We start from the raw sequence: 26330 nt of genomic DNA on the forward strand, positions 1-26330 counted from the left end.
TTTTTTATAGATATTTTTATAAATTAATTTATTAAATAATATAATATTCAAATTAATTATATATTTGTTGATAAAAAACAAATAAATATGTTAAGAAAATTATTTCCTGCCCTATTATTGGTAGGGTCATTTAGTTTTGCCCAGGTGGGAGTGAATACAGATCTTCCAAATGCTACGCTGGATGTAGCGGGCAATCCGACCGATACTTCAAAATTTGATGGAATTATTGCACCCAGAATTACAGGTGATCAATTGAATCTCAAAACTTATACACCTTTACAAACAGGAGCATTGGTATATGTAACCACTGCCGGGGCTTTAAGTGGACAAACCGCTGATGTAAGCAGCGCAGGATATTACTATTTTAACGGGGATTTGAATAAATGGGTAAAGCTAAATACTGGAATTTCCGCATCTCCATGGAATTTACAAAATACTGCCAATCCTGCGACCTCTAATAATCAAAACATTTATCAGAATGGAAAGGTAGGGATTGGATTTACTTCTGCTGATGCTGTATCTGACAGACAGTTTGAAGTGAAAGGTGATATGAAAGCTCAATATGGAACCGGAAGCAATTACTTTGGTGTAGATACTAACCTTTTAGGAGCAGGCAGTGGTATCTATTATTCGGATAATAGTGATCTGTCTGCTGCTACAAGTTTAGGTGTGGTTATGGCAAGACCGGGTTTAACCACCTTACAATCCAACTATGGAGATAGTGGAGGCAGTATAGCCACCTTTTCACAGTCTACGGGCGGATCCTTTGGTCTGGTAGCTGTTAATCAGGATCAAAGTGTAAATGCCTCTATATGGGGAATAAGTAATGGAACTAGTAATAGCTTAATTCTGAGTCATGATGGAGGAACAACGGGGGTAACCAATGTTACTCTTGAAAAAAGTAAGGGGGTTACCTTTTCCTATATAGATACATCCGGGAATCCTCAGGGGGCATATACTTTTCCGAGAACAAATGGCCAGTCCGGCCAGGTTTTAGTAACAGACGGGGCGGGAGTATTGTCCTGGAAAGATGCTTCATCTTTAAATGCAAAAATAAAAACTTTGTCTACGGGAACTGTTGCTGCCGATGATTATACGGTTCTTGTAACAGGAAATATTTCTCTTCCGGCTGCAACTGCAGCCAATCAAGGAAAAGTTTATAATTTGGTCAATGATACAGCTGGAAATGTTACTATTAATGGAAGTTTTAGGATTAACGGAGGCAATTTTACCAATTATGGTTTGAATAACAGTGATTGGGGAAGAGCAATTGTGGTACAAAGTACCGGCTCAGCCTGGGTGGTGATTTCGAGATATTAACCGTTATTAATTAAATTTTGTAAAAAGTTTGACGAATAATAATTTTTAATAGGAGGCGTCTCAAAAGATAAATACTGCTCTGAGAATCTCCCAAACAATAAAAATTTATCATACAGGAATCCGAGAAGAGGGGACTTTTGACACAGCTTGTTCGTTATTATATCATAAGCCACTGTTCAACAAATCAACTACAAAGTTAGTTATGAATATGTGGAATCCAAATGAAGATAAATATCAAAGTCGATTAAAACTTAACCAAAATAAAAAGCAATCAACTGTAAACCAGATGATTGCTTTTAATTGTAGACCCACAGGGATTCGAACCCCGACTGACGGTACCAAAAACCGGAGTGCTACCGTTACACTATAGGTCTGTTTTATTTTGGTGGCGCAAAACTATAAAAAATTATTTAACTGGAAAAATATTTTTTTAAAGGTTAATAATAAGAAAAGGCAGTGTTTATTTATAATTGTATGATTTTTAATGGAATAGATAGATGATGATTGGGTAAGAAATTATTTCAGGAATTGTAGTTTTTCAGCAGCTAAATAATAAAATCTTATCTTTGCAAAAAAATTGGGCTCCAAAAGTTGGAGATACCCATTAATAATTTCATTTATTAAACATTTTTATGTCAAATATTGTCGCAATCGTTGGGCGTCCCAACGTAGGAAAATCCACACTTTTTAACCGTTTATTAGAAAGAAGAGAAGCCATCGTAGATTCTACGGCGGGTGTTACCAGAGACCGTCATTACGGGAAATCCGACTGGAACGGGGTAGATTTTACAGTTATAGATACCGGCGGATATGATGTAGGAACGGATGATATTTTTGAAGAAGAGATCCGCAAGCAGGTTCAGCTGGCAATAGACGAAGCTACATCCATTATCTTTATGATGAATGTGGAAGAAGGTCTTACTGATACCGATTACGAAATTCACGAACTTCTTAGAAGATCAAACAAACCCGTTTATATCGTTATCAATAAAGTAGATTCTGCCAAGGAGGAAATAAACGCTACAGAATTCTATCAGTTAGGAATTGAAAAATATTACACTTTATCTTCAGCTACAGGTTCCGGAACAGGGGAAGTTCTGGATGATATCGTGAAAGATTTCCCTACAACAGATTACAAAGATCCTTTCGAGGGATTGCCAAAAATAACAATCGCAGGCCGTCCTAATGTTGGTAAATCTACCTTAACAAATGCTTTGCTTGATGTAGAAAGAAACATTGTAACTGATGTTGCAGGGACTACAAGAGACAGTATCCAGACCCTTTATAATAAATTCGGATACGAATTTGTTTTAGTGGATACTGCCGGAATGAGAAGAAAATCTAAAGTAAATGAAGATTTGGAATTCTATTCTGTAATGAGATCTATCCGTTCTATTGAATTTTCAGATGTTGTGATCATTATGGTGGATGCAACGCTGGGCTGGGAATCTCAGGATATGAATATTTTCGGTTTGGCACAAAAGAACAGAAAAGGAATTGTGATCGTTGTGAATAAGTGGGATCTTATTGAAGATAAGAAAACCAACACCGTTAGGGATTTTGAAAACTCAATTAAAGAGAAGATCGGTCAGTTCAGTGATATTCCAATTCTTTTTGTTTCAGCATTAACGAAGCAGAGAATATTGAAAGCTGTGGAAATGGCAATGGTTGTATACGAAGACCGTAAGAAAAAGATCAAAACTTCAAAATTAAACGAAGTAATGCTTCCTATTTTTGAGCAGACTCCGCCACCAGCCAACAAAGGGAAATATATTAAAATCAAATACTGTGTACAGCTTCCTACGCCGTCACCGCAGTTCGTGTTTTTCTGCAACCTCCCTCAGTATGTAAAAGAACCTTACAAAAGATTTACAGAAAACCAATTGAGAAAACAATTCGGATTTACCGGAGTTCCTATTGAAGTGTATTTCAGACAGAAATAAAAATAATCCCTTTTAGATTTTTCTAAGAGGGATTTTATTCATATTAAATTTAATATTTTTAATAAAAGCTTTTTCAAAACAATGAATACAATTGTATTGTCAAAACAATTTTCTTTAGTAAACTCCTGGATCAATGAGCTTAGGAATATAGACATCCAGCATGACAGAATGAGGTTCCGTAGAAATATGGAACGTATCGGTGAAATCGCAGCTTTTGAGATCAGCAAAGAACTGGAATATAAAGAAGTAGAAATTCAAACGCCTTTAGATAAGATTAAAGTTCAGGAAATAGCCGTTCAGCCGGTAATCACCACTATTTTGAGAGCTGGCGTTCCTTTGTTTGAAGGAATCCTGAGTTATCTTGACAGGGCAGACTGCGGTTTCGTGGCTGCTTACAGAAAGCACGATGCTAATGATTACTTCTCCATTAAACAGGATTATCTTACCTGCCCCAATATTGAAGGAAGGCCATTGATCGTAGCGGATCCGATGCTGGCAACAGGGGCCTCATTAATTGAGGCTATCAAAGACCTTCTGACCAACGGAACTCCGACCCAGCTGCATATTGTTGCTGCAATAGCCTCCAGACAGGGAGTGGAAACCATCGAAAAAGCTTATCCTGATGCGAAAATATGGGTAGGAGCCATCGATGAAGGATTGACTTCAAAAGGGTACATCACACCAGGACTTGGTGACGCCGGAGATTTGAGCTACGGTGAAAAACTTCAACGATAGATATTAAGAAAGGTTCCAGAAATCTTTCATCAGATCAAATAATAAATTGGGCCGTACTTTTTCCATAGGATGCTTGGTATCCGGAAGTATGGCCAATTTTGCATTCGGAATACTGCGGTAAGCACTAATGCTTTCCTCTATACTTACCATATTATCCTTATCCCCGGTCATGATCTGTACAGGAATACTAATTGCCCAAAGGCTGGTTTCATTCAGAGGAGGATTTTTACCTAGTGCAACCATCAGCTCTGCAATGGCAGGCAGCAGCTGTTTCCATTGTGCACCGTGCTGATTTTCCAGCTGCTCAGCAAATTTTGGGACTTTCAAAAGAATAGCTTCCGGGTCAAGCATTTTACTCTCCTTTAAAGCCTGCTCTTCGGTCCAGTCGAATTTTGTACCCAACGTCATGATGGAATTGATTCTTTCAGGATATCTTAGCGCACAGCAAAGCGCTGCATAACCTCCCATACTGTGTCCAAAAATACAGACATCCCTTAAATTTTCTTTTTCTAAATAATCCTTTATTTCCTCAGTATACTTTTCAATACTGATAGCATTTTCCGGTAGTTCTGTATTTCCGTGTCCGGAAAATAAAAGTGTATGAATATTGAAATACTTTGACAGCTCCTTTTCGTAAGGCTTAAAAATATCAATGTGTCCCAGCGCTCCGTGCAGTAAAAGCAGATTTTTCATGATCAATAGTTTACCGGAAAATTAAGAAAAAGAATCGGAGGAGAAAAGTATTGAGTGGGAGAGTTATAGAGTTTTAGGGTTTGGAGGGTAAGGGTGCTGGTTTTAATAACCACGTAAATCACGGACATCCCCACCTGGAATCCTAAACTGTATTTTCCTTCCTTTAATACTCTAAACCTCTCAAACCCTTATTACGCATCCACTGCCATTACCAAAACACTCACTTTGTTATCTCCCGCATTTAAAATCTCCCAGGCAATGGATGATACGGTGTTTCCGGTAGTGAAAACGTCATCAATTAAAAGAACGTGTTTTCCGGAAATCGGTTTTGAAAGAGAAAAAGGATTTACTGCTTCCAGTCGGTGTTTCTTATCTTTTAAAGCCTGTGCCTTTGAATAGTGATTTCTTTCAATCAATTCATGGTCGAATGGGATCTGATAAAATCCGGACAAAGTCTCAGTAAATAAATGCAACTGGTTGTAGCCTCTTTCCCTTAATTTTTTGGGATGAAGTGGGACAGGTACTAAAATATCAGGTTTTTCATCTTTGAAGTCTACACGTTCCACAGTCCATTCGGCAAGAGTTTTACCCGCATTTTCCCTGCTTTTATATTTCAGCTCATGGATAAGTTTCCTACTTAGTCCATTTTCCTCAAACTTCATCAGTCCATAAGTATTTTCAACTGGAAACAGGAGCCTGCATTTTTCTTTGATGATATTTTCACTGAAATAATCAAAATGAGTAAAATGAATTTGCTCAAAACATAAGCTGCAGACTAAAAGATCTGCATCTATGATCCGGCTGCACTCAATACATCGGTTAGGAAAAAATAAATCTAATATCATTTGTATGTTATTTTAAAATAAGAAGTTAGAAACTAGAGATTAGAAGTTAGATTTCAAAGTTTTAATTTTTCAACTATCAACTATCAACTATCAACTATCAACTGTTTCCTGATCTTCTCAATTGCATTCTTCATACTCAGGTTAAAGTGCTCCTTTTCCAGCCGGACCGGCGGTGCCTGCCTCACTTCACAATCCGGAATACTGCAGGATTCGCAGGTAACGCCTACATTGATTGTTTTTAAAGTCGGAGATTTTATAAAACCGATCTTTTTTATAGTTTGTGTATTTAATAAAATTCCCAGGCAGTAGCTTCTGTTGCTTCCGTCTGAAAAAGGATTTTTCTGTGACGTTGAAATAACAAGATAACTGACCCCCTGATCTTTGTAATGCGAGATCTGGGCATCCGTAAGCGTTTCATTTTCCTTCAAATGATGCAGGTTTTTTACAGCGATCCATCTTCGGCAGTAATGTTCATTCGTAGCATTGGCATGAGGAGCCTGCTGGTGGTTGAGGTGAAGTTCCTTTAAGATCTGGATCTTGTCCGAATCTTTTTTCTTGACCAGGCACAGATAAAACAAATCCTTAATACCCAACTCAGAAGAAAGCAGATTGGTAAGCCTGTAATAAAAAGTTTCAGGAGAATCTGTAAAGCTTTCGATCAGTTCCTCAAAACTTGTCGGTTCCCAGGTATGCTGAAGGAGAAATTCGGTGGTTTTTCCAATAGCCTGCTCTTTAGGGATCAATAAAGCTCCGGCGAAATATGAAGCGTAAAAATTGTTCAGAATTTCCTCAAAACTCCCGAAATCCAACCATGAATAAGTGTTTGGACGGATTTTTAATTCCAGGACATTGAATCCTATTTCCTTAGCCAGAATAAACGTTCTTTGATCTTTCTCTAGTTTCCGGTTCAAAAGAAGAAGCTTTTGTTCAGGAATAAAGAGAGAACGCAGGTTATCCAGAGTGCCGAACTGTTCAAAATCTTCAGACCTTATGTTGTAATTAAATTTTTCAGTAAGAATGCTTTCCAAAACAGAAGATCTCAGGTCTTTACTGATATCCAGTCCGTTTTTCATGATGAATTCCATCGCTTTTTCCTCAATTTCCGGGAAATAATTATCGTAAAGTTCCTGGAAAGACCTGAGTACAGCAAAATAAAAACGCTCCTTACCCAAATTGTAATTCTGGGAGATCTCAATCAATGCATTGATAAAAGCAGTAACTTTTTTGGGGGCATCGCTGATAATGCTGATCAGGTTGTTTTTACTGATGCCAAAAAGGTCCAGTGGTACTTCCTTGAAAAAATCCGATTGAAGGATCTCATTAAAAGGAGCTAAGCTTTTATCCAGCTTGGTAGAAACCAGTTCATCAAAAGTAGATCCCAATGATTCTGAAAGCTGGATGATTTTATCGTGCTTCGGATACTTCTTTCCGTTTTCAATTTCGTTTAAATAAGATTTAGACAGTCCTGTCTTTACAGCAAGATCCTGCAGAGACCAGTTTTTCTTTTGTCTCAGCTGCTTCAGCTTCAATCCGAACACGGTTTTGATAAAATCACTTTCTGAATTCATAATCAAATATAGAAAAATGAATGCGATTATTCGCATAATAATTTTTTAAAATAATTAGCGAACGTTCGCTGATTGTGAATATTTTTATTTATGTTTGTAATGTCAAATCACAAAATCAACAGGTTATGGAAACAGAAACTCAATTAAAAATAAAAGCCCAGAAGCAGTTTGGGGAAATTTTCACTCCGGAATTGACGGATTTTCTGGTAGCTCTACATCAGAATTTTAACCCAAAAAGATTGACGCTTTTAGAAGAAAGAAAAAAAACACAGCAGTTTTTTGATTTGGGAAATCTTCCCGCATTTTTACTTGAAACTGAAGAAATCAGAAACGGTAACTGGAGCTGTGCGCCACTTCCAGCCGATCTCTTGGACAGAAGAGTAGAGATCACAGGACCTGTAGACCGGAAAATGATCATCAATGCATTAAATTCCGGTGCATCAACTTTTATGGCTGACTTTGAAGACAGCAATTCGCCAACCTGGGAAAACTGCATTCAGGGACAGATTAATCTTTCAGATGCAGTGCAGCGGAAGATAGATTTTACTGCTGAAAATGGAAAGTCTTATCAGCTTAATGAAAAAACAGCTGTTCTTCAGGTGCGGCCAAGAGGACTGCATCTTCCGGAAAAACATATCGAGATCAATGGCGAAGAAGCATCCGGCTCGCTGACAGATTTTGGTATTTACTTTTTTTCTAACGCTGAACACTTGTTAAAAAACGGGAGTGGTCCCTATTTCTACCTTCCGAAATTAGAACATTACAAAGAAGCCCGATGGTGGAATGAAGTTTTTGTTTTTGCCCAAAATTACATGGGAATTCCCGAAGGAACTATTAAAGCTACCGTTTTGATAGAAACAATAACAGCTTCCTTTCAGATCGATGAAATTTTATTTGAATTAAAGGAACACAGTGCAGGACTGAACTGCGGAAGATGGGATTATATTTTTTCATTCATCAAAAAATTCAGAAACCTTCCCGAATTTATGGTTCCGGACAGAGATCAGGTAACAATGGCTTCTCCTTTTATGAGTGCTTATTCAAAAAGAGTGATCGAGATTTGCCATAAAAGAAACGTTCATGCTATCGGAGGAATGGCTGCACAGATTCCTGTAAAAGATAATTATGAAGCCAACAGTATTGCTTTTGAAAAAGTGCGGAATGACAAAAAACGTGAGGTGAAGAACGGTCATGATGGAACCTGGGTGGCACATCCGGCTTTAGTATCTGTTGCAAAAGATGTTTTTGACCAGTATATGCCGGAAGAAAATCAGATTGATAAAAAATTTGAATATCATATCAAAGAAACGGATCTGCTGGAAGTTCCACAAGGTGAAATTACCGAAAAAGGGGTACGAAAAAACATCAATGTAGGCATTCTTTACCTTGAAAGCTGGCTGATGGGCACCGGTGCAGCTGCCATTTACAATCTGATGGAAGATGCTGCCACTGCTGAGATCTCAAGGACGCAAATCTGGCAATGGCTGAAAAACGAAGCCAAGCTGAACAACGGTCTTGCCCTGACCCGTGAAATGATCCTTCAATGGGAGGCTGAAGAAATAGAACATATCGAAAAATATGTAGGCGAACAGCGTTTCAAAAACGGAAAATTCAATTTAGCCAAAGAACTTTTCAATGAACTGATATTCTCAGAACAATTTGAAGAATTCCTGACTCTGAAAGCATACCCGTTTATTGAGTGAAAGGAGTTTTGAGTGGAAGAATTTTAGAGTCTTAGAGTAGGAGTGTGGGAAAGTTTTGGGTGTAAGAGAATTGACATGTGAAAAGCTGAAAGATTCTATTGCACTGAAATAATCTACTCATATCCATATCTCATAAACTTATAACCTAACCTACTCTAAAACTCTCCAACTCTCAAACGCCCTCACCCTCAAACTTAAATCTACAAACAATAAATCCAAATATTATGAAAACAAGACAAGAACAAATCCAGGCTATAGAACAGGACTGGCTGAACAATCCCCGCTGGAACGGTTTAAAAAGAACCTATACGGCTGAAGAAGTACTGAAGCTTCGCGGCTCTTATACCATTGAGTATACCATTGCGACAGAAATGTCCAAAAAATTCTGGGAGAAACTGAATAACCAGGATTATGTAGCCGGGTTGGGTGCCCTAACAGGAAATCAGGCGGTTCAGGAAGTTGATGCAGGGCTGGAAGCGATATACCTTTCGGGCTGGCAGGTGGCTGCAGATGCGAACCTTTCCGGGGAAATGTATCCCGACCAGTCATTGTATCCTGCTAATTCGGTGCCTTCTGTGGTTAAGAAAATTAATAATGCTTTATTAAGAGCAGATCAGATACAGTCGGTAAGCGGGAACGGAGATAAAGAATATTTAGTTCCAATTATTGCAGATGCAGAAGCAGGATTCGGTGGAAATCTGAATGCTTTTGAGCTGATGAAGCAGATGATCGAGGCCGGAGCAGCGGCAGTTCATTTTGAAGACCAGCTTTCTTCGGCAAAGAAATGCGGACATCTGGGAGGCAAGGTTCTGGTTCCTACCCAGGAAGCCATTAATAAACTGGTTGCGGCCCGTTTGGCTTCGGATGTTTTGGGCGTGCCAAGTATTATTATCGCAAGAACGGATGCGGATGCAGCAGATCTTCTGACTTCGGATATTGATGACAGAGATAAAAAATTTGTAACCGGAGAAAGAACTTCCGAAGGCTTCTATGTGGTAAACAATGGAGTAGAGCAGGGAATCGACCGTGGCCTTTCTTATGCACCTTATGCTGACCTGATCTGGATGGAAACCTCTAATCCTGATCTGGAACAGGCAAGAAAATTCGCAGAAGGAATCCATGCTCAGTTTCCGGGAAAAATGCTGGCGTACAACTGTTCACCGTCATTCAACTGGGCTGCAAGGCTTAGTGTGGAAGAAATGGCCAATTTCCGTGAAGAGCTTGCCAAAATGGGCTATAAATTCCAATTCATCACGCTGGCAGGTTTCCATGCGTTGAATACCGCAATGTTTGAGCTTGCTTTGGCTTATAAAGAAAGAGGAATGGCAGGTTATTCCGAACTTCAGGAGCGGGAGTTTGCTCTTCAGCAGAAAGGATTCCGAGCGGTAAAACACCAGTCATTTGTAGGAACCGGTTATTTTGATGAGGTTCAGAATGTGGTAACTAACGGTTCTTCGGCAACGGTAGCCATGAAAGACTCTACGGAAACAGCACAGTTCCATTGATCATTTCCATATTAAAATAAATTTTTCAGAGGTGAAACCTTCTCAATTTTGAGAAGGTTTTCGTTTCATTAAGAATAAAAAACTTAAAGTCCATATATTTGATTATTAATGAAGCCGAAAAAAATGAATTTAATATACCAAAAACAGATTCAGGTAACGGAAGAACATATAGACCGGAATAATCATGTCAACAATGTGCAGTATGTGCACTGGGTAGAAGAAATAGCTGGTGAACACTGGGAAAAAGTAAAAGATAAGACAGAGTATCCGGAAGATATATGGATGCTTGTTGATCATCATATCCAATACAAAAAGCAGGTTTACCTTGGAGATGTGATCACCGTTAAAACCTATCCGAAAGCTCCGGAAGGGATCCGGCAACCCAGAAAAGTTGAATTCTACTGCAACGATCAGCTTGTTGTTGATTCAAGTACCCTTTGGGTCCTGGTTGATTCGAAAACTCAAAAGATTAAAAGACTGGAAATCGACTGGCTGGATAAGCTTCGGTAAACGCTTGTCCTTAGGGCTCATTACATTATATTTTTCTTTCAGTTTAATACAAACTATAATTTTTTTGTAAAATTTATAATACGACATGCTTTGTCGCTTTGGAGAAATACCTTTGTTTTTATAAGACTAGCATTATAAAAAACACAGATAAGTGACATGATCTATATTAAATCTCAGTAATGAGATTTGTATGTGCGTTAAAAAATGTTAAATTTGCAAAATTATACGAACTAATATACACAAATAGATGAGAAAACTCTACATGAGTGCATTTACGATGTGCACAATCCTGGGTCTGTCGGCCCAGGAAGTATTATGGCAAAAAGACATCAAATCCTCTACGCAGGATTTTCTAAGCCAGGTGACCACAACAATAGATCAACAGTATCTGATCACGGGAAGCTCAATTCAATCCAACCCTTCAATAAGCTCAGGGACCTCAAACCAGAAACAAAACAACGGCTACGATTTTCATGCAATAAAACTGAATCAGCAAGGAGAAGAAGTTTGGGAAAAATACTTCTCCGGAAACAATCATGACTATCTTTCAGCAACCGTTGCTACACAAGATGGTGGATTTTTGATTTCTGGTACCTCATATTCAGGGAAAGGCCTTGATAAAAAAGAAGATTCCAAAGGTGGATCAGACATTTGGCTGATCCGACTTAATGAATTTGGAGATGAACTCTGGCAGAAAACTTTAGGATCAGCATCCGATGAAGAAGCAAGATCTGTTATTCAAACAACAGACTTAGGATTCTTCTTAGCAGGAAATGTTCAAAACTCAGCTAAAGGTTATGGTTCAAAAGATGTTTTGATTGTAAAACTCGATAAGGACGGAAAAGAACTATCTCAATCAGTTTTAGGAGGAAAAGGATTGGATGAAGTAGAGAAAATGATTCCTACCAAAGACGGAGGTGCTTTATTAGGGATCTATTCAAGAAGCAACATTGGCGGATCAAAAAAAACTGAAAACTCTGGAGAAGGAGATTACTGGGTGATCAAGCTTGATAAAACAGGAAAAACAGAATGGGAAAAGAATTTTGGGGGCAAAGCAGATGATCATTTAAGAACCTTGGCTCTAACATCTACTGGCTATTTAATTGGTGGAGAATCCAGATCCGAGAGATCAGGAAACAAAACCGCAGGTATAGAAGAAGGAACAGATTTATGGCTGATCTCCTTAAACGAAAGAGGCGAAGAGCTTTGGCAGAAATCCTACAATTTTGGAAACAGGGATATCCTGATGGGAACGAGTGTAATCCAGAGTCAAGATCGGGGAGCCAAGAACCAAGATGTCACAAAAGGAATTCTTTTAGGAGGTTATACCCAGGCAGAAGGAAGGATTGAAACCGATGACGAAACCTTCTGGATGCTGTACCTGGACCAGGATGGCAATGAGCAGTGGCGAAAACATGTAAAAGGAGAATCCAGAAAGAGAGAAGAAAGACTTTCAGATATAAAGCTGAATAGAGATGGCTCAATCATTTTAGCAGGAACCAGTGCCGAAGAGCTTGGAAAAGAGAACTGGAAGATTGTGAAGTTGGGAGATAAACAACTTGATCAGCTCATAGAAAAACAGGACATCAAAATCTATCCTAATCCTGTTTCAGATTATGCTTATGTGGAAATTGGCTCCCAATTTAAAGAAGCTGATATTATGCTGTATGATATGGGTGGAAGACAGCTTCAGAGTTTAAAGACTAAGAATAAAGTGACCAAGATTAATACCCAGAATTTGATACAGGGGGCTTATCTGGTGACGATAAAAACAGATACCAATAAAACGGCGAATGCTAAACTGATAAAAAAATAAACAATTGAGAATAATGAAGCGAATTAAATATATAAAGATTTTAACACTGCTATTCTTTGCTATTTTTGGAATGCAGAAAGGATACGCACAGTTGGCTGCGGGGGATGTAGTGACTACCCCTGTCGCATCACCTTCCATGGCAGCGATGTCACAATTGTCTGACGTATCAGTATCATTGTCTACAGGACTACCGGATATTGGGGTTTCACTTTTGAGTGCTCCGGTTTCAGATGGGGGTATCAGTTGGCCAATGAGTTTAAGTTACAATGTAAGAAGTGTTCAGGAGGCTGAAGCAGCAAGTGATGTAGGAAATGGATGGTCTTTTTTTGGGGCAGGTATGATTTATAAAAAAATCATTAACTATCTGGATGAATGCTACGATAATACTACATTGGCCTCTTATAAGAAAAATGAATTTGATGATCTATACTATTATAATCTTCCGGGGATTTCCGGGAAGTTCAGAGTAAAAAGAGATACAATCAATAATACATTTTCGTTGATGAATCTTACCCCTAATCATGCAAAAATAGAATATGTAAGAAATGCAAATACAGCCACATTCAAAGCAGACAGTTTCAGTATTACTGCAGATAATGGATATCAATATCTTTTTACTACAACAGATATTGGAAAATATGATTGCGGAGATTTATGGCAGGGCAAAGAATACAAAACAGCCTATTATTTGACAAAGATTCTGAATCCAATTGGTGTAGAAGTGGCAGCCATGACCTTTGATGAAAGGAAAAAATACAAAGGTACAAGTACGACCAATCTCATATTTCTTCAGAATAAGTTGAAAACCATTACCAGCAGAAGCGGACAGGCGGCATTTAATTATGAGTATGATGAAACGCTGGAAGTTAAAGATTTAATGGATAAATCAGTCAGTGATCCGTACAGCCTGAAGAAGATCAGTCTTAAAAATCCAGCTGGAGAAGAACTTTTTTCATATATCTTTAATTATACTATGATCTCAAAAGGAACTCAGGCTTCCAATAAACTTAGGGTACTGAATTCAATATTCAAAAACGATAAAAGCGGTAGCCTGGTTGAAAAGAATAGTTTTGTGTATGCATCCGCTTCAGGAGAAGGCATACTAAAAAGAACAATTTCTCCGACAGGAGCGGTTACCGAATATAATTTTGAGAATGGAGATTCATATTTTAATTATAATGATCCTGCATATCTTGCAGAACTAAATGGAAGCAGCTTTATTAGCAATCCTGATATACAGTACTGGTCTGCTATGGCCTCAGGCCAAATCAATACCAGCCAGGCACTGCAGTATAATTTCAGCATACCGGGAGATCCCTCTGTGAAAAAGAATTTTAAATTCATTTTGAATATTACAGATTACGAATATACAATCCCTCCCACTATTCCAGGCTTCCCCCCGAAACCGAGAATAGATAATCTAAAGATTGTTTTGAAAAGGGGAAGCGAAATTATTATTCCCACTTTTACCATAACGGATGCGTTATATGATAAAATATATAATCTGAATAACTATCCTGGAAATTACACCCTGGAATTTGTATCCTCAGGTGATGCTGTCGGAATTGGAAGTTTTGGAGCTTCGGAGATCAAGCTTCATCCGGGACCATTTAGAAATAGTCAATCCGCTGGCCAATCGAGAATAAAAAACATCAAATACTATAAGAATAATAGTGATGTTAATGCGTACCGGACAATCAATTATGGGTATGATTCTTTTGAACTTCCGGATAGCTCCAGCGGGTATTGGTTTGATAATGAAAAAGACAGCGATGATGAAGCTTCTGTCCGATACCTCTTGTACAAAAGTGTAAGGGTATCAGAAGCAGGACAAGGATCGGTTCGCTACACATTTAATACTCCGGATGATTATCCTAAGCAGCAAATTGGAGGTACAGCATTAGAGCCTCAATATTTCTGGCCATATTATAGTATCACGAAAAACGGGCTGATGTCTAAAAAAGAAACCTATAGTGAACAGAATGTACTGCTTACATCTGAGGTATATGGCTACGAGCTTGATCATTATTCTGATAACGAATATAGTTTTACAGGCAGCTATAAGATTACTTCAAAACCTGCTTACATTAAGAAAAGTATGGTTTCTAATAAAGCTTATTTTGCAGGGGGAGGGTTATTGGAAACAGGCTCTGAAACCTGGATGAGTCCTACAAATCTTAAGCCTTACTATACCAAAAGCATTGCGGATGGGGATACCTCAGAACAATTTATGACGTATGTTGAAGGACTTGCGGGATATAGCCATCTTGAGGCAGCTAACATGACCGGGATTCCTGTAATTACCGAAGAGAAAAAGAATGGAAAAACCCTGTCCAAATCAGTAACCAAGTATGATAACCCTTCACTGTTGCTTCCTACCTCTGCCTTTGCTGCCAATATCAGTGATGGAAGCATGAAGCAGATGATGAAGGCAGATGCATATGATGATAAAGGAAATCTGGTCCAGCTTACTTCTGTCGTGGGACTTTCTACATCCTTTATTTATGGATACAACAAGACACAGATCATTGCAAAAATAGAAGGGGCTAAATATGACGATATAAAAAACAGCCCGCTTGTAATAGCTGCTGTTAATGCTTCCAATGATGATCTTGTGAACCCTGCATCAGAAAATGCTTTAGTGATGGCGTTGGATAATCTCCGAAAAGACAGCTCTATGACGGGATATCAGATTACTGCGTATACTTACAACCCGTTAATCGGGCTTACTACAACGACAACCCCGAACGGACAGCGTGAGACTTACGAATACGACAGCAGCGGAAGACTGAAGACTGTCAGGAAAATGGAGAAAGACGCTTCAGGAAATGCGGTTTACAGAACAGTAAAAGAATACAAATACAACTACAAACAGTAAAAAGATGAAAAGAATTTTAAGCATATTCAGCGTGCTGTTTGTAACAGTTCTTTCAGCGCAGAACAGCCTTACAAACACAGAAAATTATATATACAGCAAAAGCTGCCTCAATGATGACTGTACCAAAGCTTCCGAAAGTGTACAGTATTTTGACAGCTTCGGCAGACCTTACCAGTCGATCAATATAAAATCTTCCCCTACCGGGAAAGATATGGTACAGCACGTTCCTTACGACAGCTATGGAAAATCAGTTGACAGCTGGTTTCCTGTTCCTATGACCAGTACGGATGGTGCCGTGCAGGACAGTACATCGGTGAAGAGCAATGCTATAACGGTATATGGGGATAACCGCCCGTTCTCACATACGGTGCTGGAAAAATCACCGTTAAGCCGCGTGCAGAGCCAGATTTCACCGGGAGAGGCATGGCAGACCCATCCCGTTACCGTGGGGAATAATACCAACATCAGTAATGAGGTAAAAAAATATACCGTTTCCACTACCTGGGTAGAAGGGAGAACAGAATCTGTGCTTTCTCTTTCGGGATATTATCCGGCCAATACCTTCATGAAAAGCACGGTAACGGATGCGGACGGAAATATTTCTGTTGAATTTAAAAATAAGCAGGGCCAGGTCATTCTGGTAAAAAAAGGAGTAGAAACTACAGAGGTTACAGATACCTACTATGTGTATAATGAATATGGGCATCTCGTATATGTGCTGCCTCCATTGGCGGCTAATGGATCGGTCACTCCTACAGTTTTAGAAACATTGTGCTACCAGTACCGGTATGACGGCCTGAACCGAATGGTTGAGAAAAAACTTCCCGGAAAAGGTTGGGAATATATGGTGTACGACAAAGCTGACCGTTTGGTGATGAGTCAGGATGCTAATATGAAGCTTGCCGGAAAATGGCTGCTTACCAAGTATGACCAATTTGGGAGAATAGTTTTAACAGGTATTACTAATAATACCGCTACAAGACAGACCCTGCAGGCAAACGTTACAGCTGCTGTTTATACAAACGAAATACGAAGTGTTGGCTCTTTTACGGTAAGTGGAATGCCTGTTTACTATACAAACAGGGCGCTTCCTGCAAGCCTGGCACAGATTTTAAGCATTAACTATTATGATACCTATCCTGCATACAGCTTCAATCCGCAAATACCTGCAACTATATTTGGAAGCCAGGTTCTGACAGATAATATGACGGCAGATATGAATACCAAAGGGGTTCCCGTAATGAGCCTGGTTAAAAATATCGAAGATGATAACTGGACCAAAAACTATAACTGGTATGACACCAAAGGAAGACTTGTAGGAACATATACGATCAATCATTTGGGAGGGTATACCAAAACAGAATCTGAATTTGATTTTACCGGGTTGGCAAAACAGACGAAGGTTTACCATAAAAGACTCAGTACAGACACCGAAAGAGTCATCTCTCAAAGCTTTGAGTATGACAGCCAGGGCAGATTAAAAAAACACTATCATCAGGTTGACAGTCAGCCACAGGAAGTACTGGCAGAAAATACCTATAACGAGCTCTCTCAGCTTTCCAATAAAAAAGTAGGGGGTGGTTTGCAGAATATAGATTACACGTACAATGCCCTTGGAGCTCTTACAAAGATCAATGATCCGGCTGTTTTGGGAACTAAGCTTTTTGGTTATGAATTAAAATATCATAATCCCCAGTCTTCAGGGATAGCCCCGGGAAAATATAATGGAAATATCACGGAAGTAATATGGAAAACGGCTTCGGACCAGGTTTTAAGACAATACAATTACCAGTATGATGCGTTGAACAGGCTTAAAAAAGGAATTTATTCTGAACCGGCGGCTTCTGTTCCGCAGAATGGATTCTTTGATGAAACCTTAGCCTATGATCTGAACGGAAATATCACCTCCCTGCAGAGAAATGGAAAAAGCAGCTCAGGAACAGCGCAGCTTATTGATGATCTTACCTATAATTATACAGGGAATAAGCTCAATACCATTACTGATGCTTCAGGAAACTACAGTGGCTATCCAGATACATCCGGGACTATCATTTCCTATGATGATAACGGGAATATGAAGGATCATAAAGATAAAGGTGTCTTACAGATTGATTATAATTTTTTGAATCTTCCTGATTATATTAAGTTTGATAAGGGATTATCAACACGAACGGGAATGATTAATGAAAATACATCTTATACCTATCGTGCAGATGGAACTAAACTTAAGAAAATTTATAACTATACTCCTCCTATTGTTGATCCTTTAGGTACTACCACCACGCTATTAACCAAAATTACAGAATATGTAGATGGTTTTCAGTACGAAACACCTGCAGGCAAAAAGGGAGGGACAAATCTTATCTTAAAATTTGTACCTACCACCGAAGGCTATTACAATTTTGAAAATAATAAGTATATTTACCATTATACAGACCATTTGGGTAATGTGCGTTTAAGCTACTCCAAAAACTTATCTGGCAGCGCAGAAGTTCTTGAAGAAAACAACTATTATGCTTTTGGATTAAAACACGAAGGTTATAATGCCTTATCAGGAAATGTAGCTTATCAATACCAGTACAATGGCAAAGAGCTGCAGAAAGAAACAGGCTGGGGAGATTACGGAGCCAGAATGTACATGTCTGATATTGGAAGATGGGGAGTAATAGATCCATTAGCTGAGCAGATGAGGAGACATTCTCCATACAACTATGCATTTAATAATCCTGTAAGTTTTACAGATCCTGATGGCAGAAAGCCAATGATTTATAATGCAGATGGAGTAATGCGCTGGGAATTTGACCCACTAACTACTATTAATGGTACTGCATGGTTTGAAGGCCCGGCACTAAGCTATGGTGGATTTGGAGGATCTTCTTTCCTTTCTCAAGGCTTTACCGGAGGCGGAGGAGATGGGTCCGGAGATATGGGAGGAATTCCCGGTAGTGGGGGACTGTTCGTCCAAACACAAGCTTATAAAGACCTTATGGCTTCGCTTCAAAATGGAGGGGACTTTTCATTAAAAACTCATAATGGCTATATGAGCTGGTGGACGGGAGGAGCTGCGGGAGATGCAGTCACGTCTCAGGAAATGATAGCACATATGATAAATCTAGCTAATGGACTTCAAAATAGTCTTACAGATGTTGCAAATAATCGGTATTTTAGTGCCGGGCATTTAATTGCAAGTGAGTCTGTAGCCCGCTTTGGAGCATATTCCTTAAGCAAAGCCCTAAGGCCTGATTATTCTGTTAATTATACGGTTTTGGATGACGCAGCTAAACCTTATAGAATAACGACTATGGCAGGCATTAAATTAAAGCCAGCTACGGCTGCAACTTTAAGTAAAGTAGCCAGATATGGAGGATATGGTTTGGCTGCTGTTTCGGTTGTTGCTACAGAACTTCAATATGCAGATGGTCAGATAGGGGAAACTGAAAGAATAATGAATCATATGATGACTGGAGTAGGGCTAATTCCTACACCTTGGACAATTGGAGCTGGCTTAGCATATGGAATAGTTACAGGTGGTTATCAAGCTGTAACTGGTAGAAGTATTTTTAATGATATGGGATTAGGTCCTCAAAAAAAATAATATACATGATTAAATTTATAGATTATTTAATTTTTCATTTGGATTGTTTGTATAAAAGAATGGATAAATTTAAATATAAAGATAGAGGAACAGAGAAATTTTGGTTGGTTGTAGTTATTTCTATTTTTATTAATTTAAATACTTCAAGTATTGATAATGTTTGTTTAGGTAACTATTTACATATACACCATAAGTATATTTTTTTCTTAATGATTCCAATTGTAATGACTTTGGTGTACTATTTCTTTATAAAAAATGAAAGATTTCTAGATTATGGATTTAAAGAAAGTTATAAAGGATATATAGTATTATTCATACTGTTTGTATTAACTATAATTCTTATGGCAATGGTTGTTCCACGAAAAAATTATTAAACCGGTCATGTTCCAAAGTTAGTGTTTGAATTAATTTGGGGCCACTATCTTATTTAGAACAAAAAGTTTATACTTCTTATACTCTCTAATTTGAGAGGATTTTATAAATAATTAGGGCATTGATTTCAGTGCTCTAATTTAAATTAATTAAGTTATTTTAAAAACTCAGGTGGCAGCGCAGAAGTTCTTGAAGAAAACAACTATTACGCATTTGGCTTAAAGCACGAAGGATATAATGCTTTAGCGGGAAACCCTTCTTACAATTACCAATATAATGGCAAAGAGCTGCAGAAAGAAACCGGCTGGAGTGATTACGGAGCCAGAATGTACATGTCTGACATTGGCAGATGGGGAGTAATAGATCCATTAGCTGAGCAGATGAGGAGACATTCTCCATACAACTATGCATTTAATAATCCTGTAAGTTTTACAGATCCTGATGGCAGAAAGCCAATGATTTATAATGCAGATGGAGTGATGCGCTGGGAATTTGACCCACTAACCACTATTAATGGTACTGCATGGTTTGAAGGACCGGTACTAAGGTATGGTGGATTTGGAGGATCTTCTTTCCTTTCTCAAGGCTTTACCGGAGGCGGGGGAGATGGATCTGATGATTTTTCCACTATACCAGGAGGGAACACTTACTATGGTCAGGAAGCTTATGATGTATTGCAAAGTTATTTAAATCCGCAATACAATTTTAATCCGTTTGATTTTACCTTGTACGATATTGATAATGACGAGGAACCTGTGAATTTTTTTGGTAAGAGTGATGAAGCAGCTTTTCATAATAGGTTTAAAGAGCAATATGAAAGATTTAAGAATACTAAAGGAGATGGAATTTTCAGAGTATACGGACATGGAAATAAAAGAATGATTTGGAATGATGATATAATGATTTTTGGAGCAGAATCTTTTGACAAAGCAATGATAGAAAAAAACAAGAGATGGAAAGATGTTGATAAAATTAAGAATGCTATGCTTTTCCTGTATTCTTGTGAATCTGCAAGAGAAAATGACATGGGAGCTTCAATTGGTAGGAAAATTTCTACACGACACCCAAATCTCACAGTAATTAGTTTTGATGGATATGTCGATTATCACGAAGGACTTCCAGGTATGAGTCGTGTTAATCAAGAACGTAGTACTCCAGATTCTAAAGGATGGGTTATAATTTATAAAAATGGAAATATTATTTATAAGGACCTATATAAAAATTATATAAAATAAATTATGAAAAAAATAAATAAGATAAATCTATTTTTATCATTTTTGTTATTCTTCTCATGCAATAATAAAAATGATAATTATTTGAAAAAAACAGAAACTTTGGACACAGTAGTTCCTTTTAATGATTCAATATACAAAAATGCTGACAGTGCAATAAAGAGAGGAGATACATTGGCTTATAAAAAAGCATACAGGTATTTCTCAGTTAATCATTACGAAAAAGAATTTCTATACTATTCTATTACTATGGCTCATACATATGATTGGAATCAAGCGTACTTTGATACATATATAATTTTGACAAATGTTAATGATGACAAAAAGATAAGTAATAAGAATCTAGCTGAATATTATTTATTAAAGTCTTATGAAAAAAATAATCGTTACGCAAAAGAAATTGTTAAAGAAATATTTTTAGATAAAGGCTTAAAAGTTCCAAATTCTAATTCTGTTTTGGAAAATGAAAAGTAGACTCACATGTTTACGAGATTCTAAATAAATTAAAATTAACCACTGTAATACAGTGGTTTAATTTTAAACAAGAACTATTGTATTACCAGTATTAAGACCACCTAGTAAATACAAGGGTAAGTTTTTCAAAAAACGGCGCAGGCGTTCTAGAGGTTACGGATACCGATAATTTTTATCCGTTTGGTCTAAACCATATTGGAGGTTCTTCTCCTAATTTTGGAAACTATTACAGTTATAAGTACAATGGCAAAGAGCTGCAGAAAGAAACCGGCTGGAGTGATTACGGAGCCAGAATGTACATGTCTGACATTGGCAGATGGGGTGTAATAGATCCGTTAGCTGAGCAGATGAGGAGACATTCTCCATACAACTATGCATTTAATAATCCCGTAAGTTTTACAGATCCTGATGGAAGAAAGCCAATGATTTATAATGCAGATGGAGTAATGCGCTGGGAATTTGACCCACTAACTACTATTAATGGTACTGCATGGTTTGAAGGACCGGCACTAAGCTATGGTGGATTTGGAGGATCTTCTTTCCTTTCTCAAGGCTTTACCGGAGGTGGAGGAGATGGATCAGGGGCTATGGGAGGAGAGCCCGATAATAATCCTAAACCAGGTACTTGGCAATCTGTTAAAAATTTCTTCAAAAGTCTATTTGGAGGAGGTAAAAAAAGCTCAGGCCGATTAGAGGTTGGCCCTGCTGAAAGGATTGCTGATTATGATGCCGACGGAGTTAGATTATTTGGATTAATAACAGGTGCTAATTATAATCCAATGGAAGAATACAGAGCTAACCGTGATAATCCTTTTTATAATGAAGGAGAATCTAGCTTAGATAGGTCTTTTAGATTGATGAATAGCTCTCATATAGAAATAATGCAGGATTTTGGTGGCGGAGGATATAATATGTTTGGGGGATATGGGAGAATTACAAAAGTAACAAATGCAATAGCCACGGTGGAAGAAACAAGTAATAGCATATCTAAAATACTTTCTTCAACCAGTGAATTTGACCCCCTTATTACATTGTATAGAGGTACAACAGGCTCTGAAAGCGGAAGCTCATTATTGTTTTTAGCGGATGATGCTAATGTTGCTTCAAGTTATATAAAAAATGGAGGACAGTTGATGAGATATGAAATTAGTCAATCAGGAATTTATCAATTAAGACATTCAGGGATGTTAAATGTAAAAACAGGAATTCATAATGGATCTTCTGTAATTTCTACTGAATATGAATTTATTGGAAAAGATATTGTTAACGCAATAAATAAATTAGGAATACCACATAAATAAATATAAATAAATGGATAATAAAAAATTTTGTTGTGAAAATTTTAGATTTTACAATTCAGGTGAAAATACAATGGGGCCTAATTTTAGGATTGTTAAATATATTGGAAAATTTAGAGAAAATATGCTTTTGCTAAATCCTAATGCAAATGAGAAAGGATTTATTTCTACCTCTGGTTACAATAAAAGTATAAATGAAATCGAGGCGAAAATGTTTGTTATGAATTATTGTCCTTTTTGTGGACAAAAACTTAGTGATTTTTATAAATCAGATGATTATGTACAGGAAATTATAGGATAATGAACAATAAAATAGTGACTAAATACTCAAAAAGGAGTTAATCCAAAAGTTATTTCTAAGTATTTTGATTAAATGTCAAATGGAACATACAAATCAACTGGTGGAGCAGGATATATACATGAAGGAAAATATATTTTAACAGATGGAAATCATAGAATGAATGCAGCTATCAAGTATAGAATAGAAAGCGGAAGTTCTCAATATATGGATATGCTTATGGATAATGCTAAATTTGACAATGCAAATCCAGTTACATATGGGAAAGTTTATAAATTCCCTGTAAAACCAACAAAATATGAATAGAATATCTATAATAAGCTCAAACGAGCTAAAAACTTTAGAAAAAAACGAATATGTTTTTGTAAATTTTGCTCATAGATCTGCTTTAAAAATATCTTATTTTTACGAGAAGATTAAGAAAGATGAGAGAGATAAATTAATGAAATTATTCAATCAATTAACTGGTATTGAGATTAGAGTAGATGATAATTTGGGTAAATTAAACATAATTTTACTTAAGCTACTAATGGATGGAGAAAAAGATAATATTATTATTAGCAATATAGGATTCCATATGGTATCATTCGATTTTTTAATTAGTAATTTGGAGAAAATTTTTGAAAATCTAGATGGTTTAAGTAATAAAAATATAATTATTGTTGAATGTAATCTAGATAATACTGAAGAAGCTAAATTTATTGACCAATACTTTGATGTTTAAATATAATATCCTCAACTAGCATAATTGTTTTTGACTTATATCTTAATAAAACAACAAAAACCACTGCGTTTGCAGTGGTTTTTTTGTCATTTTTTTAGAAAACATTATATTTATAAATAATTGGAAATATACTATAAACTACCCGTAAAATAAAATAATGTATAAATAAATAATGATTTTTAATAAAAATATCGATTTAGAGAGTGGAAGTGTATATGTAATGTTTAATAATTGCTTATCACAAAATAACAAGTTAGATCCTTCAAAAAAAATCTTTTATATTAATTTACCTTTTCATAATTCTATTAAAATCTCAGAATATATAGATAATAAGGATTTATCTATTGAGAACTATGAGAAATTAATTAAAAAATACAATTTAGAATTTATAAAGCCTAAAGAAATTATTGATGTATTTAACCGGTTAGTTTATGTAATTATAAATGAGATTGAAAGCTATGATATTTTTATAGTTGGTACAATGGGAATAGATTTTGAAAGTATAAATTTAATCCTTAAAGAGCTAATAAATATTGCTAAAACACATGGAAAAATATTCATTTTTATACAAAATGAATCAAAAAATCTTGATATTCTAGAAAAGGTCGATCTATTAAAATTAAATAATTTTGAAGCTTGGTATGTAAATAAACTAAGAGACAATGATGATGCATTTGTATTTAAGCAAAGATAAATTCAGCGTTGGAGTTACTTCCTTATTATAGGATGAAATTTTATACTTTTTATATCCTCTAATTTGAGAGGATTTTATAAATAATTAGGGTATTGATTTCAATGCCCTAATTTTTAATTAAAATAAGTCACTTTAAATACTTAAGTGGCAACGCAGAAGTTTTTGAAGAGAACAATTATTATGCATTCGGATAAAGTATGAATATATAATGACTTATCAGGAAATCCAGCTTATCAATTATGCCGCAACAACTTTAATAAAATAAATTATGATAGAATTAGATTTAAATTCAGCTATAAATATATTATCATTAGATGACTATTCAAAGATGACAATTGAAGAACGTGAAAAAATGACTGATGAGGAAGGGTTTGATAAAGAAGAATTATTTGAATATATAAAAGATAGATATATTGGAATAAAATTATCATATATAGAGGAAAAAATCAAAAAATTGTATCAATTATCAATTAATGTTAATGGTACTCCAAAAGAATTATTTACATGCCCTTGTTGTAATTACAAAACAATTCTTGAAAAAGGAAATTATCAAATTTGTAGAGTATGCTTTTGGGAAGATGATGGAGGCAAGGATGAATCTAAGTATAGTCATGTAAATCATATGACATTAAAAGAAGCAAAAGATAATTTTAAAACAAAAGGAACTATTTTAGAAAAGTTTTTAAAATTCGTAGATAGTGAAGGTAGATTGAAATATTATAAGAATGATTTTTTATGATAATTAATGAATGGTAAAATAATAAATGACTGAAGTTGCTATCTTTTTTAGGAGGAAAAGTTTATCCTTCTTATATTCTCTAATTTGAGAGGTTTATAAACAGTTAGGTATTGATTTCAATGCCCTAATTTTAATTTAAAATAGATTTTGCTAAGACAGCGCAGAAGTTCTTGCCATAGGAATAGTATATGGTATTATAGATTTGACTGTTGGAGCAATTACTGGAACTACTATTACAGACATGATTGCTTCAGGTATAGATAATAGTAGGCTAGGAACAGATTATAATATTTTTAGCCATTTTAATAAATTAATTTATGATTAAAGATTTTTTTGATTACCATTATTATAGGGTTGCAAAATTCTATTACAAAAGAGATGGAGCAGATGCTACGACTGCATTGATAAGCGTATCAGCAGTTCAGACGTGGATTATAATTAATGTTTTATTATTTATAAAAGAGCTTTTTTTTCAAAATGAGAAACTTAAATATGGATGGATTGTTTTTCTATTTATAATGATTGGAATTCTAATTTACAACAAAAGAAAATATAAGAATAAATATTTAGAATTAAGAAATAAATGGGTTAATGAAAAAAAGAAAGAAAAAACAGTCAATGGCTTAATAATTATTTTAGCAATTATTTTTTCATGGTGTCTAATATTCATTAATTTATTTATATTAAAAAAAATACATTAAGAAATACTATTTGCTTATTGAATCAAACAAGATAAAACATAAAAGTTTAAACAGTAGGCGCAGGTTATCCTGCTCTTACTTATTTAGTGACTAAAAGAAATTTTTGAAATGATAAAAAAAATTATTCATTCCATACAAAGATAGTAACTGCATTAATTTACATTTTCCATTAAATTCTGTTTTCCCCGCACGCAACTTATCATTATGTTTTGTCATATCTTTGCACTATGATACGTATTACAAAAATTTTCACATTCGAGACAGCCCATGTGCTGTATAACTATGATGGGAAATGTAAAAATATGCATGGACATTCCTATAAGCTCTTTGTAACGGTAAAAGGAAGACCGGTTAATGATTTGGAAAATCCCAAAAACGGGATGGTGGTGGATTTTGGAGATATTAAAAGTATCGTAAAATCTGAGATTGTGGATCTTTGGGATCATGCAGTTCTTGTTAACGCATTGTCTCCCCATAAAGAACTGGGCGAAGATCTTGAAAATAAAGGTCACAAGGTGATCTACTGCAGCTTTCAGCCTACCTGTGAGAATATGCTGTATGCCATTGCTGCCAAAATAAAATCTAGGCTTCCGGCTGAGGTTTCTCTGGCCTATCTTAAACTTCACGAAACAGAAAACTCCTATGGAGAATGGTTTGCAGAAGACAATAAGTAAACAGTATTGACCA

Annotated in this window: 21 protein-coding genes, 1 tRNA gene and 2 pseudogenes; 20 read left to right on the forward strand and 4 right to left on the reverse strand. The window is 36.2% G+C overall.

Annotated features, from left to right (window positions below):
• Window positions 1–87: 87 nt before the first annotated feature.
• Entirely contained in the window at window positions 88–1320 is a 1233-nt protein-coding gene (locus V6R96_RS11090; RefSeq protein WP_336378929.1) for a hypothetical protein, read from the forward strand.
• Between the two features lie 303 nt (window positions 1321–1623).
• Here the strand turns inward: V6R96_RS11090 and V6R96_RS11095 are convergent.
• Window positions 1624–1694: transfer RNA gene (locus V6R96_RS11095), tRNA-Gln, on the reverse strand.
• Between the two features lie 258 nt (window positions 1695–1952).
• Here V6R96_RS11095 and der point away from each other — a divergent pair.
• Window positions 1953–3263 carry a ribosome biogenesis GTPase Der gene (gene der, locus V6R96_RS11100; protein WP_111961019.1) on the forward strand — a complete coding sequence of 437 codons (1311 nt, stop codon included), beginning with the start codon at window positions 1953–1955 and terminating at the stop codon, window positions 3261–3263.
• Window positions 3264–3344: 81 nt separating this feature from the next.
• A complete protein-coding gene (upp, locus tag V6R96_RS11105) occupies window positions 3345–3998 on the forward strand; it encodes a uracil phosphoribosyltransferase (protein WP_111961018.1) in 654 nt (217 codons plus the stop codon).
• A gap of 3 nt (window positions 3999–4001) precedes the next feature.
• Here the strand turns inward: upp and V6R96_RS11110 are convergent, their stop codons facing one another.
• The 3 genes from V6R96_RS11110 to V6R96_RS11120 form a co-directional block, all read right to left on the reverse strand.
• The gene (locus V6R96_RS11110) at window positions 4002–4691 is read right to left on the reverse strand and encodes an alpha/beta hydrolase (RefSeq protein ID WP_336378928.1); all 690 of its coding nucleotides are present in this window, start codon (window positions 4689–4691) and stop codon (window positions 4002–4004) included.
• Window positions 4692–4882: 191 nt separating this feature from the next.
• Window positions 4883–5536, reverse strand: a complete 654-nt coding sequence (locus V6R96_RS11115; protein WP_336378927.1) for a ComF family protein — start codon at window positions 5534–5536, stop codon at window positions 4883–4885.
• Between the two features lie 83 nt (window positions 5537–5619).
• Window positions 5620–7104: a helix-turn-helix domain-containing protein gene (locus V6R96_RS11120; RefSeq protein WP_111961015.1), complete on the reverse strand. Its 1485-nt coding sequence runs from the start codon at window positions 7102–7104 to the stop codon at window positions 5620–5622.
• Window positions 7105–7229: 125 nt separating this feature from the next.
• Between V6R96_RS11120 and aceB the strand changes: the two genes are divergently transcribed.
• The 17 genes and pseudogenes from aceB to V6R96_RS11205 all read left to right on the forward strand — a co-directional run bounded on the left by aceB (window position 7230) and on the right by V6R96_RS11205 (window position 26317).
• Window positions 7230–8807 carry a malate synthase A gene (aceB, locus tag V6R96_RS11125; protein WP_336378926.1) on the forward strand — a complete coding sequence of 526 codons (1578 nt, stop codon included), beginning with the start codon at window positions 7230–7232 and terminating at the stop codon, window positions 8805–8807.
• 224 nt (window positions 8808–9031) lie between these two features.
• Window positions 9032–10312, forward strand: coding sequence for an isocitrate lyase (aceA, locus tag V6R96_RS11130; RefSeq protein WP_336378925.1), 1281 nt, complete (start codon window positions 9032–9034; stop codon window positions 10310–10312).
• A 123-nt stretch (window positions 10313–10435) separates the two neighbouring features.
• Entirely contained in the window at window positions 10436–10822 is a 387-nt protein-coding gene (locus V6R96_RS11135; protein WP_336378924.1) for a thioesterase family protein, read from the forward strand.
• A 247-nt stretch (window positions 10823–11069) separates the two neighbouring features.
• Window positions 11070–12638 (forward strand): T9SS type A sorting domain-containing protein, encoded by a 1569-nt coding sequence (locus V6R96_RS11140; protein ID WP_336378923.1) that lies wholly within the window; start codon window positions 11070–11072, stop codon window positions 12636–12638.
• Window positions 12639–12651: 13 nt separating this feature from the next.
• A complete protein-coding gene (locus V6R96_RS11145) occupies window positions 12652–15516 on the forward strand; it encodes an RHS repeat domain-containing protein (RefSeq protein WP_336378922.1) in 2865 nt (954 codons plus the stop codon).
• Between the two features lie 4 nt (window positions 15517–15520).
• Window positions 15521–19111: a DUF6443 domain-containing protein gene (locus tag V6R96_RS11150; RefSeq protein WP_336378921.1), complete on the forward strand. Its 3591-nt coding sequence runs from the start codon at window positions 15521–15523 to the stop codon at window positions 19109–19111.
• Between the two features lie 5 nt (window positions 19112–19116).
• Complete coding sequence (locus V6R96_RS11155) at window positions 19117–19485, forward strand: hypothetical protein (protein WP_336378920.1); 369 nt, start codon at window positions 19117–19119, stop codon at window positions 19483–19485.
• A gap of 147 nt (window positions 19486–19632) precedes the next feature.
• Window positions 19633–19932 (forward strand): annotated as a pseudogene (locus V6R96_RS20780) (RHS repeat-associated core domain-containing protein); the annotation flags it as partial.
• A 789-nt stretch (window positions 19933–20721) separates the two neighbouring features.
• Window positions 20722–21189, forward strand: coding sequence for a hypothetical protein (locus V6R96_RS11165; protein WP_336378919.1), 468 nt, complete (start codon window positions 20722–20724; stop codon window positions 21187–21189).
• A gap of 185 nt (window positions 21190–21374) precedes the next feature.
• Window positions 21375–22490, forward strand: a pseudogene (locus V6R96_RS11170) (RHS repeat-associated core domain-containing protein); the annotation flags it as partial.
• Window positions 22491–22500: 10 nt separating this feature from the next.
• A complete protein-coding gene (locus tag V6R96_RS11175) occupies window positions 22501–22788 on the forward strand; it encodes a hypothetical protein (RefSeq protein ID WP_307264685.1) in 288 nt (95 codons plus the stop codon).
• Between the two features lie 72 nt (window positions 22789–22860).
• Window positions 22861–23091, forward strand: coding sequence for a hypothetical protein (locus V6R96_RS11180; RefSeq protein WP_336378918.1), 231 nt, complete (start codon window positions 22861–22863; stop codon window positions 23089–23091).
• Window positions 23084–23509, forward strand: a complete 426-nt coding sequence (locus V6R96_RS11185; RefSeq protein ID WP_336378917.1) for a hypothetical protein — start codon at window positions 23084–23086, stop codon at window positions 23507–23509. Before V6R96_RS11180 ends, V6R96_RS11185 begins: the two co-directional genes overlap by 8 nt.
• Before the next feature lie 172 nt (window positions 23510–23681).
• Complete coding sequence (locus tag V6R96_RS11190; protein ID WP_336378916.1) at window positions 23682–24203, forward strand: hypothetical protein; 522 nt, start codon at window positions 23682–23684, stop codon at window positions 24201–24203.
• Between the two features lie 268 nt (window positions 24204–24471).
• Entirely contained in the window at window positions 24472–24942 is a 471-nt protein-coding gene (locus V6R96_RS11195) for a CPCC family cysteine-rich protein (RefSeq protein WP_336378915.1), read from the forward strand.
• 317 nt (window positions 24943–25259) lie between these two features.
• Complete coding sequence (locus tag V6R96_RS11200; protein ID WP_336378914.1) at window positions 25260–25643, forward strand: hypothetical protein; 384 nt, start codon at window positions 25260–25262, stop codon at window positions 25641–25643.
• A gap of 227 nt (window positions 25644–25870) precedes the next feature.
• A complete protein-coding gene (locus tag V6R96_RS11205; RefSeq protein ID WP_111956308.1) occupies window positions 25871–26317 on the forward strand; it encodes a 6-carboxytetrahydropterin synthase in 447 nt (148 codons plus the stop codon).
• The last annotated feature ends 13 nt before the right edge of the window (window positions 26318–26330 follow it).

Origin of the sequence: Chryseobacterium sp. CCNWLW53 (assembly GCF_037083525.1) — a bacterium.
In the GTDB taxonomy this organism is placed as follows: Bacteria; Bacteroidota; Bacteroidia; order Flavobacteriales; family Weeksellaceae; genus Chryseobacterium; species Chryseobacterium lathyri.

Bases quoted from the DNA above. Each gene is read 5' to 3' on its own strand.
- der (WP_111961019.1), top strand. From the start codon at position 1,953: ATGTCAAATATTGTCGCAATCGTTGGGCGTCCCAACGTAGGAAAATCC.
- V6R96_RS11175 (WP_307264685.1), top strand. From the start codon at position 22,501: ATGGATAATAAAAAATTTTGTTGTGAAAATTTTAGATTTTACAATTCA.
- V6R96_RS11185 (WP_336378917.1), top strand. From the start codon at position 23,084: ATGAATAGAATATCTATAATAAGCTCAAACGAGCTAAAAACTTTAGAA.
- aceB (WP_336378926.1), top strand. From the start codon at position 7,230: ATGGAAACAGAAACTCAATTAAAAATAAAAGCCCAGAAGCAGTTTGGG.
- V6R96_RS11135 (WP_336378924.1), top strand. From the start codon at position 10,436: ATGAATTTAATATACCAAAAACAGATTCAGGTAACGGAAGAACATATA.
- V6R96_RS11110 (WP_336378928.1), bottom strand. From the start codon at position 4,691: ATGAAAAATCTGCTTTTACTGCACGGAGCGCTGGGACACATTGATATT.
- V6R96_RS11145 (WP_336378922.1), top strand. From the start codon at position 12,652: ATGAAGCGAATTAAATATATAAAGATTTTAACACTGCTATTCTTTGCT.
- V6R96_RS11140 (WP_336378923.1), top strand. From the start codon at position 11,070: ATGAGAAAACTCTACATGAGTGCATTTACGATGTGCACAATCCTGGGT.
- V6R96_RS11165 (WP_336378919.1), top strand. From the start codon at position 20,722: ATGAAAAAAATAAATAAGATAAATCTATTTTTATCATTTTTGTTATTC.
- V6R96_RS11150 (WP_336378921.1), top strand. From the start codon at position 15,521: ATGAAAAGAATTTTAAGCATATTCAGCGTGCTGTTTGTAACAGTTCTT.
- V6R96_RS11115 (WP_336378927.1), bottom strand. From the start codon at position 5,536: ATGATATTAGATTTATTTTTTCCTAACCGATGTATTGAGTGCAGCCGG.
- V6R96_RS11205 (WP_111956308.1), top strand. From the start codon at position 25,871: ATGATACGTATTACAAAAATTTTCACATTCGAGACAGCCCATGTGCTG.
- V6R96_RS11155 (WP_336378920.1), top strand. From the start codon at position 19,117: ATGATTAAATTTATAGATTATTTAATTTTTCATTTGGATTGTTTGTAT.
- V6R96_RS11090 (WP_336378929.1), top strand. From the start codon at position 88: ATGTTAAGAAAATTATTTCCTGCCCTATTATTGGTAGGGTCATTTAGT.
- V6R96_RS11180 (WP_336378918.1), top strand. From the start codon at position 22,861: ATGTCAAATGGAACATACAAATCAACTGGTGGAGCAGGATATATACAT.
- upp (WP_111961018.1), top strand. From the start codon at position 3,345: ATGAATACAATTGTATTGTCAAAACAATTTTCTTTAGTAAACTCCTGG.
- V6R96_RS11190 (WP_336378916.1), top strand. From the start codon at position 23,682: ATGATTTTTAATAAAAATATCGATTTAGAGAGTGGAAGTGTATATGTA.
- aceA (WP_336378925.1), top strand. From the start codon at position 9,032: ATGAAAACAAGACAAGAACAAATCCAGGCTATAGAACAGGACTGGCTG.
- V6R96_RS11200 (WP_336378914.1), top strand. From the start codon at position 25,260: ATGATTAAAGATTTTTTTGATTACCATTATTATAGGGTTGCAAAATTC.
- V6R96_RS11195 (WP_336378915.1), top strand. From the start codon at position 24,472: ATGATAGAATTAGATTTAAATTCAGCTATAAATATATTATCATTAGAT.
- V6R96_RS11120 (WP_111961015.1), bottom strand. From the start codon at position 7,104: ATGAATTCAGAAAGTGATTTTATCAAAACCGTGTTCGGATTGAAGCTG.